The sequence below is a fragment of the Roseibium aggregatum genome (assembly GCF_014692675.1).
GTDB classification, from domain to species: domain Bacteria; phylum Pseudomonadota; class Alphaproteobacteria; order Rhizobiales; family Stappiaceae; genus Roseibium; species Roseibium aggregatum_C.
The window spans coordinates 202162-215307 of the sequence record NZ_JABFCZ010000002.1; the positions used below are offsets into that span (position 1 = coordinate 202162).

10 protein-coding genes and 1 tRNA gene are annotated in these 13146 nt (G+C 56.6%); 5 read left to right on the forward strand and 6 right to left on the reverse strand.

What is annotated here, in order from left to right:
* Positions 1-57 precede the first annotated feature (57 nt).
* The 4 genes from HK439_RS02105 (at position 58) to HK439_RS02120 (ending at position 3793) form a co-directional block, all read left to right on the forward strand.
* Positions 58-369 (forward strand): integration host factor subunit alpha, encoded by a 312-nt coding sequence (locus HK439_RS02105; RefSeq protein WP_190289704.1) that lies wholly within the window; start codon positions 58-60, stop codon positions 367-369.
* A gap of 17 nt (positions 370-386) precedes the next feature.
* Positions 387-1022 carry a MerR family transcriptional regulator gene (locus tag HK439_RS02110; protein ID WP_190289705.1) on the forward strand — a complete coding sequence of 212 codons (636 nt, stop codon included), beginning with the start codon at positions 387-389 and terminating at the stop codon, positions 1020-1022.
* 721 nt (positions 1023-1743) lie between these two features.
* Positions 1744-2133 carry a hypothetical protein gene (locus HK439_RS02115; protein WP_190289706.1) on the forward strand — a complete coding sequence of 130 codons (390 nt, stop codon included), beginning with the start codon at positions 1744-1746 and terminating at the stop codon, positions 2131-2133.
* A gap of 427 nt (positions 2134-2560) precedes the next feature.
* Positions 2561-3793 (forward strand): hypothetical protein, encoded by a 1233-nt coding sequence (locus HK439_RS02120; RefSeq protein ID WP_190289707.1) that lies wholly within the window; start codon positions 2561-2563, stop codon positions 3791-3793.
* Between the two features lie 533 nt (positions 3794-4326).
* Here HK439_RS02120 and HK439_RS02125 read toward each other — a convergent pair.
* The 5 genes from HK439_RS02125 to HK439_RS02145 all read right to left on the reverse strand — a co-directional run bounded on the left by HK439_RS02125 (position 4327) and on the right by HK439_RS02145 (position 9232).
* A tRNA-Pro gene (locus HK439_RS02125) sits at positions 4327-4403 on the reverse strand.
* Between the two features lie 20 nt (positions 4404-4423).
* Positions 4424-5731 carry an O-antigen ligase family protein gene (locus tag HK439_RS02130; protein ID WP_209011500.1) on the reverse strand — a complete coding sequence of 436 codons (1308 nt, stop codon included), beginning with the start codon at positions 5729-5731 and terminating at the stop codon, positions 4424-4426.
* Positions 5728-7326 carry an undecaprenyl-phosphate glucose phosphotransferase gene (locus tag HK439_RS02135; RefSeq protein WP_190289708.1) on the reverse strand — a complete coding sequence of 533 codons (1599 nt, stop codon included), beginning with the start codon at positions 7324-7326 and terminating at the stop codon, positions 5728-5730. Before HK439_RS02135 ends, HK439_RS02130 begins: the two co-directional genes overlap by 4 nt.
* A gap of 14 nt (positions 7327-7340) precedes the next feature.
* Positions 7341-8570 (reverse strand): glycosyltransferase, encoded by a 1230-nt coding sequence (locus HK439_RS02140; protein ID WP_190289709.1) that lies wholly within the window; start codon positions 8568-8570, stop codon positions 7341-7343.
* A 104-nt stretch (positions 8571-8674) separates the two neighbouring features.
* Positions 8675-9232: a polysaccharide biosynthesis/export family protein gene (locus HK439_RS02145; RefSeq protein ID WP_190289710.1), complete on the reverse strand. Its 558-nt coding sequence runs from the start codon at positions 9230-9232 to the stop codon at positions 8675-8677.
* 196 nt (positions 9233-9428) lie between these two features.
* Between HK439_RS02145 and HK439_RS02150 the strand changes: the two genes are divergently transcribed.
* Positions 9429-11723, forward strand: a complete 2295-nt coding sequence (locus tag HK439_RS02150; RefSeq protein WP_190289711.1) for a GumC family protein — start codon at positions 9429-9431, stop codon at positions 11721-11723.
* 51 nt (positions 11724-11774) lie between these two features.
* Here HK439_RS02150 and HK439_RS02155 read toward each other — a convergent pair whose 3' ends face one another.
* Complete coding sequence (locus HK439_RS02155; RefSeq protein ID WP_190289712.1) at positions 11775-12968, reverse strand: GNAT family N-acetyltransferase; 1194 nt, start codon at positions 12966-12968, stop codon at positions 11775-11777.
* Positions 12969-13146: the final 178 nt, after the last annotated feature.

Below are 13146 nucleotides of genomic sequence, written 5' to 3' on the forward strand. Positions count from 1 at the left end.
TTTATAGCAAGTTCCACTGCAAAATCAGCCAGATCACTGGCGTTTCGAGGAGGGGTCATGGGTAGCAGGACTATCACCCGCGCCGATTTATGCGAGGCGGTGTATCAGAAAGTCGGTCTTTCCCGAACGGAGTCCTCTGAACTGGTCGAGCGGGTTCTCTCCGAAATTTCCGAGTGCCTTTTGAAGGGCGAGTCGGTCAAGTTGTCGTCTTTCGGGTCCTTCGTGGTCCGCTCCAAGGGCGAACGTATCGGCCGAAATCCCAAGACCGGACAGGAAGTGCCGATATCGCCGCGCCGCGTCATGGTGTTCAAGCCCAGCAACGTGTTGAAGCAGCGGATCAACGAAGCACTTACGGGTTCTTCTTCCTGATTGATGTATAAGGCGGCATGAGCTCTCAGGACAAAAGCCCGGACGCTTTCCGAACGATCAGCGAAGTTGCGGATGATCTGGATCTGCCGCAGCATGTGCTGCGTTTCTGGGAAACGCGGTTTTCGCAGATCAAGCCCCTCAAACGCGGTGGCGGACGTCGCTATTACAGGCCGGACGATGTCGAACTCCTGCGTGGGATCCGTCATCTGCTTTATGGCGAAGGATACACGATCAAGGGTGTCCAGCGGATCCTGAAGGAACAGGGCGCGCGCTTCGTGATGCAGATCTGGAAAGAGGATGCGATTCCCGTCCCGGTCATGCAGCAGGCCGCAGCCCAGGATGATCCGGGTGCCGAACGGCATGCTGAACAGCCCGGGCAGTCGGGAAAACTGATTCCGACAGCCGCCGGTACGATCGAACTCACGGATGACGAGGCGCCTCTGCCGAAAGACGTCCTCGCAGACACACATGTCCGGAACGCTGAGCCGTCCAAATCCGGTGGCTTGCGTTTCATGGACCGGTTTCGTCCTGAAAAGGAGGGCGAAGGAGCGGCGGGCGCGTCCAAGGCCATGTCCAAGGACGACGTCCGCCGTCTTCAAGCGACGCTGTTCGAACTTCTGGAATGCAAGCGCGTTCTGGATCAGGCTCGCTGAGTTTCCCGAACCGTTATTTCAGTTCAAGAACCGGGCAGATAACCGGGGCGGACGTTTGTCCGTCTGCTCATCACAAGGCACTGGACGGGTCGCTCCCTTTCCTTGTTGGGGCGGAAATGCCATGATACTCTTTCATTAACCATGACGGATTTTCCTGTTTTGGTTTGAAGCAGAGTGGGTGGGCATGCTTTTACTTCTGATCGCAGCCATTGTTTTCTATGTGGCGGCAGGTCTGGTCTTTTTCACTTTTTCCGTTTCGGAAATGATCGAAAACGGAAAGGGAGGCGCTGCAAGGATCATCTTTGCCGCGATTTATTCCGTGTTCTGGCCGGTCGCTCTTGTCGGGGTCAGTGTCACGCTATTCGCGATGAGATCGATCCGTCGCTTTATCCCCACGTCCGGTTGATAAACGCCGGGTTTTTCAGTCCCTGCAATTACATCGTCTTTACCAAGTGTTAACCTAGAAGAAATCCCGGAAAAGGTCGCTTTTTGCGCCTTTTTCTCGCGGAAATTTCTATGGGAATGTATTCGCGGGATACAGCTCACCCACGATACAGGTTGTAAATTATATCGCCTCGTCCCATGACACGAGGGAAGGTGGTGGAATTAATTATAATTATAATTACCAATAATACGAAAAGTATATCTTGGAAAACGGATAAATAATTTGACCGGAAAGGGGGCGAATTTTACGATATTTGAAATGATCAGGGGGAAGCCAATGCCAAAAGAACTCAAGGGCAACCAGGAAAATTGGCGTTGGGATGAAAGCGAAGAATGCTGGATCTGTTACGTTCCCCTGAGAATTTATCCCCGGAACGACGGACGGTTCGTCTCCTCCATCGGCGGAATGCTCGGAACGGAGGCCTTTGGCGCCTTCCAGGAAGCCGAATATGCGTTGTTCCTGGCGATTTACGGCAGGGATAAGCTCGAACAGGTCGAAAAATATGCGTCCCCCGACAATCCTGTCACGAACGAAGACCGGCGGAAGGCAAGGGAGTTGCTGACAACTTTGAAAACCGTCGGCGGCCCGATGTCCCTGACCTTGAAGGACAGGATCGACGAAGCAATCGGCTATCTCAAGGATGTCTCGGAAGACGACGACAAGTGAGGCAATCGCATCGCGTCAAACCGGGCGCCGGAACAACGGGGATCCGGCGGGATCGCTGCCAATATATTGCCTGGTGCCCGGCCTGAGACATAGGCGACAGAACGTTCCGCATTGTTCGCAGATCTTACCGCACTCATGATTTCTGTGTTTGTCGTGTTTGTTAATTGCGGGTTAAAGCGGAAAAACTAACCGGTAAGCAGGAACATAACTTGAGCGATCTCGCAATTTTCTTCTTAGTAATGCTTAAAAGCTATATAGACAATGAAAAATTGATTGTATGAACTTTACTTTAGTGAAGATATATATATTAGTTATTTTTAAATGTTGAAAAAATGGCAAACTATCTTACGGCATCTATTTTGGTTGCGAAATTATATCTGCTCGCGTTATGATTATGGTAAAGCTTTTTAAATGGAGGGTGGGGGAAATGAATAAGAGTACCATCTTGTATTTGCTATCAGTCATCTGCCTCTTTGCATTTGGAACGTCTGCGGCCAATGCAAATTGGATTTCGGCTGCGGCGTGTTTCATATTTCAAGGTGAAGCAAATTGCGGAGAGAGAAATACAGATATTGTTAATGATGCTGGTAACGGCATAGATTTACTTTACGATACTAGTAATGATTTGTACGACTATAAAAGCAGGGAAAAAATAGATGGCGAAACAAATGGCTATCCCGTATTTGTTTTTGAGTTTGAGAAAGATAAGGACTGCGACTCGAATGCAGCAAATGTATTAAAAAATAATAGATATGCCAATAAGCTGATTGAAAATTCCAAGCAATTTTTAAATCATTTTATTAGAATAAGAGATGGAAGTTCATTTATTACTTTAGAGATTCGCAATCAGGCAGGTCAACTTTACTACTTAACATATCTTGGATCTCTAAATCACGTTACGGGTAGATCGATTTTTCCTGCAAAAACAAGCGGTGAACTTGGCTTAATTTTCGATCCTGGAGAAGTGCTACAAGTTACCGTTGGAGTCCGCCATTCGGAAGACACTCAACCAATACAGGAACTTCAAACTTTGCTTCAATCTACAAATTCCCTGGAGAGGCAGGCGGGGATATATAAAATATCAAGTGGGTCTGACAATCCTCATGTTGTGCAATTTAGAGGTATTGTGAATGGAATAATTGAAAGATTTGATTTTCTGGGTTCTTTAAATATCGCTCAAGATATTGGTGTCCTAAAGCCAGAAAAAGGCCTATGTGTATATTTCAAGAATAGTCGAAATACGCGACTTCCGACATTCAATCTAAATGCCAGATTGGTCATAATAAAATCGATGGTGGAACTAGCTAAGGCAGATGGTGCTCAAACTATATTGAACCTTCAGGTGGAGAAAGGAGTGACCATGTTTGAATATTTGTATGGTCACAATTACACCAAAGAACTTTTTCAGTTGGCGACTGCCGGTTCAGCAAATCTCGATATAAAAATCCTGTGTAGTAATGTTAAATTAGCGGTTGGAAGGCTTAAGTATAATACGCTTGATCAAGCTTTAGTTACAAACGCAGTTTTGGAGCATTTTGAATCAAGGGTGAAACCAAAGTGGACCCAAGATGTGAAGAGTAGTTGCTTTTCTGGGGAATATTTGAATGCGATGGACGAAAATGGGCACGAAATATTCTTCGGACATTCACCTACTCAATAGCTAATAGTTTTGCGCTTGATAGGTCTCGAAATATTTTTGGCACATGCAGCGCGCGCTCGGCCGACTATAGCAACGTTAAATTAGGTTGTGTATTCGGCAAATACCAGCTGATATAGATTTCAGGTGAGCTGGATTCAAATGACCGTAGCTTTCCAGATGCATCTTAAGCGACATGCCTCGAAAAGTTGCCAAGTATCCAAGTTCCTGCGGTGTTTGGAAGTTTTTCTCGCTGTGCGCGATCCTACTAAGAAGTTGGAGCCTCCGGCAATCTCAGTGCTGTTCATATAATTCAGGCTGGTAGCGATAGCCGGCGTGCCGCAGCGTTTCTATATGAAATGGTGGCGCCTCACTAAATCCGTCGGGGTTTCTTTATCGCTATATCCCCCCTCGAAGACTATCACCACCAACCGTCAGCAGGCGTAGTGCACCTAGTTTCCGGTGGAATGCATCTTGTAAAAAGCGATATCGACTGTATTCAGCTTAGTGCGATTTATTGCACGAAGATTTTGTGAGGTGTTCTATGTTGATTTTTTTGGTCGGGCAGGCCGGATTTGAACCGACGACCCCTTCACCCCCAGTGAAGTGCGCTACCAGGCTGCGCTACTGCCCGAACGCGCCTTACCTATCTCTTTAAGGAGAACTGCGCAAGGCGCTTGTTTGGTACCAGGCGGAGATTGTGCCCAGAGTTTTAGGATTCGTTTTCGGTATCCGTTTGCGTTCCAGCCTGTCGGCGGCAATCAGCCCCCAGGCAATGCCGTAGAGCATATAGACATGGCGCCAGTGGTCCGTGTCGATGATCGCGCTCAGGATCACATGGGAGAAGAGCACGGCGAAGACGCAGTGGAGGAACGGCGTCCAGGGCCGGTGCTTGAACAGCAGCGGAAACAGCGACCCCAGCGTCCAGAAGACCATGACGATATAGACGGACCCACCCAGCCAGCCGTAGGTCGTGAAACCCTTCAGATAGACGTTGTGCTCGTCTTCGGGGAAATACTTGTTGAACTCCAGGGGCCCGAGACCGAGCGGATGTTCCATGACCATCTGGAACCCGAACGAGTAGCGGGCAAAACGTCCAAGCCGTGCGGCGTCGTAAGGCTGCTCGAGCTTGGCGCGCTGCTGGAACATTTCCGAGACGCTGTCGATCGACAGAACCGTGGCGATCAGCGCCACCACGGCCAGGACGCCGAGCGCTCCCAGAATCAGCAGCCTGAGGCGCCGAACGGGTGCCCGCTCGGTGATCAGCGCCAGAAGATAGACGATGAGGGACGCTGCCACCAGAACGCCCCATGCGCCACGGGAGAAACTCAGGAAGATCCCGAGCAGCAGCACCGGCAGCATCATAAACGTCAGGATATTGTCCTTCAGCCTGCCGAAAAACAGCCGCTGGATGAGCAGCATGCATGGCAGGGCCAGGAACGGACCGAACACGTTGGGATCCTGGAAGGTGCCGCGGGCGCGGTCGTAGAGCGTGAAATAATCGGCGCCGGGAAACAGGTGGAAGTAACCGGCGACGCCGATGGCGGCGACGAAAACCGAACTGGCGAGCAGGCCGCTTTCGATCGTTTTGTAGCGGTGCGGGTCGTCCGCCAGGATGGCGGCGTAGAAGATCGACGTGATCGCCAGGAAAACCGACACGGCCATGTACATCACAGCGACGCCGAATTCCCGGGCGAGCGGTACCGATGCGATACCGCCGGCCGAATAAAGCATCATGCAGACGACCAGCGGCCCGAATTCGCGCCGCAGCTTCAGACCGCAGGCAAGCCAGATGACCAGCAGGCCGGCCATGTAAAGCTCATAAGGCGCCGGTTCCCGGATGACGAAGCCGGACAGGAAGGCGGCCAGCCACAACGCGCCGTTGCCGATGCTTTTCGTGCTCAGCGCAATATGGGGATGAGGGGCGGCCGTCTGCCCGAATGCGGCCGTCCCTGCGCTCAATATGCGTTTTCCGAATTCAGCAGCCGGAACGGCGTCAGGAACAGGATCTTCAGGTCGAACAGGATCGACCAGTTCTCGATGTAATAGACGTCGCAGTCGACGCGTTTCTGGATTTTCTCCGGGGTGTCGACTTCGCCGCGCCAGCCGTTGATCTGGGCCCAGCCGGTGACGCCGGGCTTCACCTTGTGACGGGCGAAGTAGCCATCCACCACATCATCCCATGTCTTGTTGTCGGTGTGGGCGTTGACGGCGTGCGGCCGCGGGCCGACCAGGGACAGGCTGCCGGCCAGCACGTTGAAGAGCTGGGGCAGTTCGTCGATCGAAGTCTTGCGGATGAAGCGGCCGACGCGGGTCACGCGCGGATCGTTCTTCGTGACGACCTTTTTCGCCTCCGGATCGGCCATTTCCTGGAACATGGACCGGAACTTCAGCACGTCGATGATTTCGTTGTTGAAACCGTAGCGCTTCTGGCGGAACAGGATCGGCCCCTTGCTCTCCATCTTGATGGCGATGGCGGTTGCGATCATTACGGGGAAGAGCGTGAGCAGTGCCAGGCTGGCAAAGACGATATCGAACACCCGCTTTGCGACCATGTCCCAGTCGGTAATCGGCTTTTCGACCACGTCCACGAACGGCACGGTGCCGATGAAGGACGTGCCGCGGTTCCGGAACCGGACCTTGTCCGTGTGCGCCGACAGGCGGATGTCCACCGGCAGGATCCACAGTTTGCGCAGGAGTTCCAGAACGCGCTTTTCGGCCCTGAGCGGAATGCAGACGATCAGCATGTCGATCCGGGCCAACCGGCCGAACTCGACCAGCGCGCTGATGTTGCCGAGCTTGGGATAGCCGGCAACGACCGGCGGGGAGCGGTCGTTGGCCCGGTCGTCGAAAATGCCGCAGATGCGGATATCGCTGTCCGGCTGGGTTTCCAGGTCGTGGATCAGTTCGGCCGCAGCCGTTCCGCCGCCGACGATGATCGCGCGCCGTTCCAGCCGCCCGTTGGCCCGCCAGCGGCGGACAAGAGCGGAGACGACAAGCCGGACGCAGATCAGTCCGGCAAGGGCGGAGACGAACCAGATACCGGCCCATTGCTGCGAAATCTCAGCGCCGAAACCGGTGGTGAAGCGGATCACGGCCAGCATGACGAACACCATCGTCCAGCTCGCGGCGACACGGCCGATCTGGGACATTCCCCGGCCCATGACCGAAACCTGGTAGGTGTCGGACGCCTGGAAGAAGGCGAAGGCGAAGACGACCGAGATCCCCATGGCGACGAAATGCGCCAGGCCGAGGGTGGTCGCTCCGGCAACGGTATGGGCGGCGGCAACCGCGCTCAGCAGGATAAGACCCATGTCGACCGCGCGGACGGAGCCGGTGAGGACGGGGACCGAAACGCCATCGTCGTCCAGGGAAGCCGCGATTTCGAGCGCTTCCCGGGACAACCCCTCGGTTTCGCCCTCCTGACGTTCATCCTCCACAAAGGATGTGGCGTCACTGGCCTCCTGCAGATGATGCAGGCCATCGGTGAGCCTCTGGCGGAGGTCCGGGGTGTTGGAGGCCTTCTTGTGTGCCGAATTCCGGCCTCTTGTTTTCATGGCCGCGTTTCTCATTACTGGTTTCTCGATCTGGCAAGAACGGATTGTGCGCCGGTCACCGGGGCGGTGCGGGAAGAGGACTTGGCCGCAACGCTTTCGGGCGGCACGACACCGCGCAGCTCCTGATAGAGTGTGGTGATCCGGTCGCTCATCAGCTCGACCGAGAAGGTTTCCGCAAGACAGGTCCGCAGCCCTTCCGCGGCGATCTGGAGTTCGGCTGGCGATTCCATTGCCGATTCCATCGACATCGTCAGCTTGCCGATATGACCGGGCTCGATCAGGCGGGAGGCGAAGCGGCCGAAGATTTCCGGAATGCCGCCGACACGGGTGGCGATCAGCGGACGCTTGGCGGCCACCGTTTCCAGAATGATGTAGGGCATGGCTTCCGCCCGCGAGGGCACGACAACGCATTTGGCCAGCTTGAAGGCTTCCCGGGCCGGCAAGGCGCCGAGGAAGGTCACCTTGTCGCTCAGGCCGAAGCGTTCGACCATGGCCTTGTAGCGCTCTTCGTCCGGGCCTTCGCCGACGATCTTGGCGGTGGGGGCCGTGCCGGTCTTGAGGCGGATGTTGTAAAGCGCCTCGATGAACAGGTCCGTGCCCTTCAGGTCGCGCAGCATGCCGATATAGAGAAAGTCGGCGGCATCCGGATTTTCCGTGACCGGCGTGAATTCCTCAGGCTGCAGACCGTTATAGACAACCCGGGCCAGGGCCTTGGGATGGCCGACCTTGGTTTCGAATGCCGAATATTCGTAGTCGGAAACAAAGACCAGACCGTCGGTAAACCGCGCCAGCAGGTTCTCGATGCCGTGGTAGACACGGCCTTCCATGCGGTGCGGATCATAATGAAGGCTGCCGCCGTGCGGGCAGTAGATCCGGGTGACGTTCTGCCCCTTGAGACGAAGCAGGGTTCCGATGATGCGGGCATAGGCGCCGCCCTTGGCGCCATGGCCGTGCAGGACATCGGGCTTCAGGTCCCGGATGTGCTTGTAGATGTTCCAGGTCGCTGCCATGTCCTGGAACGTCAGTTGGCGCTGCATGGGGAACCGGGCGACACCCAACGCGAGTTTGGGCCGCAGTTCTTCCACGAGGGCATTGTCGAAATCGCTTCCGGTGGTGCTGTCGCAGATCACCCCGACCTGATGGCCGGCTTCGGACTGGGTCGTGGCCAGGTCCTTGATGTGGCGAAAGATGCCACCGATCGGCGAACGCACGCAATGGATGATCCGAAGCGGATCCGTTGTCATGGTACATGCTCCCTGTTCGAGCCTCCGGGCCTCTTTGAGCCCGTGAAGCCGATGAGCTGCACCTTACGACAGGGAGATGAGTCCGCGGTTAATTCGCCGTCACGTCAGAAGTAGCGCTCGCGGACGTAAATTGTGTCTCCGGGACGGATCGGGTCCGAAATGGGAACACGTCCGTTTATGATTTCACCGTTAACCTGACGGGTGATATCGACGTCCTGCTGCCGTGCCCGGCTGCTGAATCCACCCGCCGTGGCGATCGCATTCTGGACGGTCATGCCGGCGACATAGTTATACTGGCCTGCATTTTGCACTTCGCCCATGATGAAGATCGGACGGTAGCTGTCGACCTCGACCGATACATCCGGATCGCGCAGATATCCCTTGCGGAGTTTGTGCGCGATCAGGTTGGCCAGTTCCTGTTGCGTCTTGCCCCGCACGGCAACGAGCCCGATCAGCGGGAAGGAAATATATCCTGCCTGATCAACGGTATAGGTGTTTGAAAGATCCGTCTGCCCGAAAACGATGATGCGCAGCTTGTCGCTGGAATCGAGCTGGTAGGGCATGGTGAGGGTTTCGTGGAAAGCCGACGGCGGACGCCGGTAGCCACTGCAGGCGGCAAGACCTGTACAAAGCACCAGAATCAGGAATGCTCTCGTAAGCATCAACGAATCTCCTAACACACTGACCCAACATCCCAAGTCATGGTTAATGGTGGGTGAAGAGTGCAAACACAGTTAAGATGCATCGCAAAAACTGCGGAGGAAGGAATTAACGTTTGATCCGGCGTGTCGGTGAGCGTCTTAACCGAACGCTTACCCTGATTCGTCATTATCCGATCAATAGTTCGGAGTTTTGACGATGAATGCGACCCGCCCGGCGGTACCTTCCGATGACATGGCCCTCGATCTGAGCCGCCTGATGCAGGCGATCGGAGGGGCGCTGAGATGGCTCTTGCCTCTTGTCCTGATCGTGGCCGGCGGCTTTTTCCTGGCGCTTCAGCTGGTGCCGTCGAAATACAAGGGCGAGGCCAAGGTCCTTATAGAAAGCACGGACGGCAAATTCCCCGGTGCGACACGCGGGGTCGAGGAGGAACGCGCGCTTCTCGACGCCGAGGGGATTTCCAGCCAGGTGCAGCTTCTCATGTCGGCCGATCTGGCGCGACGGGTCGCCAAGCGCCTGGATCTGTCCTCCGTGCCTGAGTTCAAGGCCGCGATCGCCGGTTCCGCCCTGAATGACCTTCTCTCCCTGATCGGCCTTTCATCGGATACGGCGCGCTCCTCGGTGGAGGAAAAGGTTCTCAAGCATTATTATGAGAACCTGCAGATCTACCGTCTTGAGGGATCGCGTGTGATCGCGGTCGAATATTCCGCACAGGATCCGGAACTGGCGGCGGCTGTGGCCAACACCATTCTGGACGAATATATCGCCCTGCAGGCGAGCGCGAAGCGGGAAACCACGGAAGTCGCCGCGACCGCCATGGAACCGCAGATCCAGCAGTTGCAGCGGGAAGTGCAGGCAGCCCGCAAGGCGGTGGCCGATTACCGGTCGCGGGCCGACCTCCTGGTGGGCAAGGACAACCTGACGCTCAACCAGCAGCAGCTTGCCGATATCAGCAGCAAGTATTCCGCGGCCCAGGCGAAAAAGGCAGAAGCGCAGGCCAAGGCAGATCAGCTCCGGGGCTTGCTGAAGTCCGGAGGGTCTCTGGATACGGCCAGCGATGTTTTGAATTCCCAGCTCATCCAGCGTCTGAGGGAACAGGAAGTCGCCATTCAGTCGAAGATCGCTGAACTTTCCATCACGCTTCTGCCGAACCACCCGCAGTTAAAGGCGCTGAACTCCCAGCTCGCAGGCTACAAGAAGCAGATCCGCTCTGAAGTGCGCAAGGTGCTGGCAGGGCTGGAAAATGACGCAAAGGTGTCGGACCAGCAGGCGGCGGCCCTGGAAAAACGGCTGAAGGAACTGAAAACCGCAGCGGCCAGTTCCAATGCGGACCAGGTCAAGCTCAGCGAACTGGAGCGGGAGGCCAATGCCAAGGCGTCCCAGCTCGACACGCTCATGTCCAGTTTCCGCGAGGCGGATATGCGACTACGGGCCCAGGCGTTGCCGGCCGACGCCCGGATCATCTCTCGCGCCAGCATTCCGGTTGAACCCTATGCGCCCAAGGTTCTGGCGATCACCATCATCTCGGCGCTCGTGACCTTCGTTCTCGGTTGCGCCTATGTGATCCTGAGAGAGTTCCTGTCCGGAAACGTCCTCTATCCGGTCGAGGAGGAGGGCAATGCCCGCCTGCGGCCGACCCAGGTGCAGATGCCGGGGGCAAACTGGAACGGCCGCTACGAGACGGGCGGATCGCCGGCCTATTCCATGACCGGAAGTTTTTCCGGCTTTGACGCGCCGCCGGCCGCAAGGGCCGAGCCTCAGCCGGATGTCGTGGAAAGGGAACTCCCCCTTCGCCGTTCCCGGCAGGGCCGGAATTCCGGCCCGGCACAGGCTCGATCGCGAACCGACTATGACCGGGATATCGCGCCGGATTGGGTGGCCGATACGGGCTATGATGAGGATTGGGACGCCGAGCCGGCCGGGATGCCGGAGGCGGCGGCGCCGATCGAGGGCCGCACCGTGGTGCTCAGTGTCGACCAGGCGGAAGCGTCGCAGGCGCTGGCGCTGGATCTGGCGCGCAAGGCGTCGGAGGCCGGAGATGCCGTGTTGTTTCTGGAAGTGTTTCCCGAAGCCGACGATCCGCGCGCTGCTCCGGGCTTTTCCGATCTGGTGGCCGGGGTCAGCGCCTTTTCGAAGGTCATCTACCGCGACTCTGTCTCCGGCGTTCACATCATCGAGGCCGGCCGCTTGCCGATCGACGATCAGGCTGCAAGGAGCGCGCGGTTCGGCAAGGCTCTGGAGGCGGTGTTCCGGACCTATGATACGGTCGTGGTCAATCTGGGCACCATCGACGGCACCCTGGCCAGCGCCAGACTGCTCGGGTATGCCGACAGGATCCTGGTGACGTCGGCGGGAGGCGATTACGGTCAGGAGCTTAACAGTGCGGCCAATCTGCTGGCGCACAATACAGGAGCACCTGTCGAGGTCGTGAAGCCGGCCAACGGCAAACCCTCAGGGAAAAAGTCCCGAAGAGGTGCCGGCAGGGCCGCCTGAACAAGGGGTTGAGAGATTTCAGGCGGCGCCTGAAGGAGGCGTTGCCCGAAGTCAGCCGCCGAGTTTGCGGGCCAGTTGGCGGAACTTCCGGAACAGCTGCCAGAGTGTCTGCGAGTTGCGGATCTTTGCCTTGGCGAACTGTCTGGCCTTGATCAGCTGCAGGTTCAGCCGTCCTCTGCCTGTGACGGCGAGAAAACTGTCGCTGAGCGGCAATGGCTCCGACCAGGGGTGCTTGTAGCTTTCGTCGCCCAGTCCCAGATCGAGAACTTCGACCTGCGGATCCTCGCAGGCGGCCGCGATGATGTTCTTCAAGAGCACCACGCCCGGGCTCTGTGCAACAAGTTCGTCATGAGAAATCGAGGTCGAATAGCAGATCAGGCGATTGCCCTGGTGGAGGGTCAGATAGGTCGCCCGGATCTTGCCGCCGGCTTCCAGGGCACAGACCGTGAGCCGCGTATCGGCGGTCAGGTGCGAGCCGGTCGGGTGGAGACCTGCCAGCCGCTCCAGAAACTGGCGTTTTTCAGGAGTGGAGAACCCGCTCGGGACGCCGGCATCGGCTTCCCGTTTCGCGCGCTGTTCGAAAAACGCCTCCAGGCCGTGCCGGATGTCTGCGTCGGTCTGTGCCTTAAAGACCCGGAAATTGCCGGCTGCCTCGAGCTTGCGCTGCTTGCGCATCAGTTTCTTGGCGGACTTGTTGCTGAAGTTGGCGCGGAAGAGACTGTCAAAATCGCCGGTGATCGGACCCTCGAAATACGGGCTCGGGCTGTCTGTGCGTTCGCTCATCAGGAGCGGCGAGGACCGGTTGCCCCAGGTTTGCGGGATATTCGTCAGATGAAGCAGGTCTGCTCCGGCATGGAGGCAGATATCGCGAAGGATCCTGCTCATGGTTTCGGCCGGCATGGCGGCATGGCAATCCGGGGTCCACAGTCCCGTGTTCTGGTTCGTGTTTTCCTGTCCCAGAAAGGTGAGGGCGACACAGACCCGTCGTTGCTCAAGGCCCAACGGCAGGGCAAAGGCGAAGACATTGTTCTGCCGGGCGATCACCAGGAGCGGCTTAATGCCCCGGTCCTTGCCGATCGCCTCCTGCCATGCCTGTACCCAGCCAAGTCGCTGATAAGGCAGGCCGTCCGCCTGTTTTTCAAGCGCGGCCCAGGCCGGCGCGGCGTCCTCGAAATCCCGGTAGACGGTGATATCAAAACCTTCGGTTGTGAAGGCAATGCGGGCGTTTTCGCGAGCCGGCGCCATTGCATCAAAAGTGTCAGCGCTTGAAAATTTATAATCGGAGGCGGACTGAACGGCCATAAGAATCCCAGCGGGTGCAATGACTTCATCGGCACTAATAGCAACAAATAATAAAGAAAAAGTGGCTAGCTTCTGAGCCGGACAGTAGCGGGGTACGGTTTTTTAATGGGCGTTCGCAAAA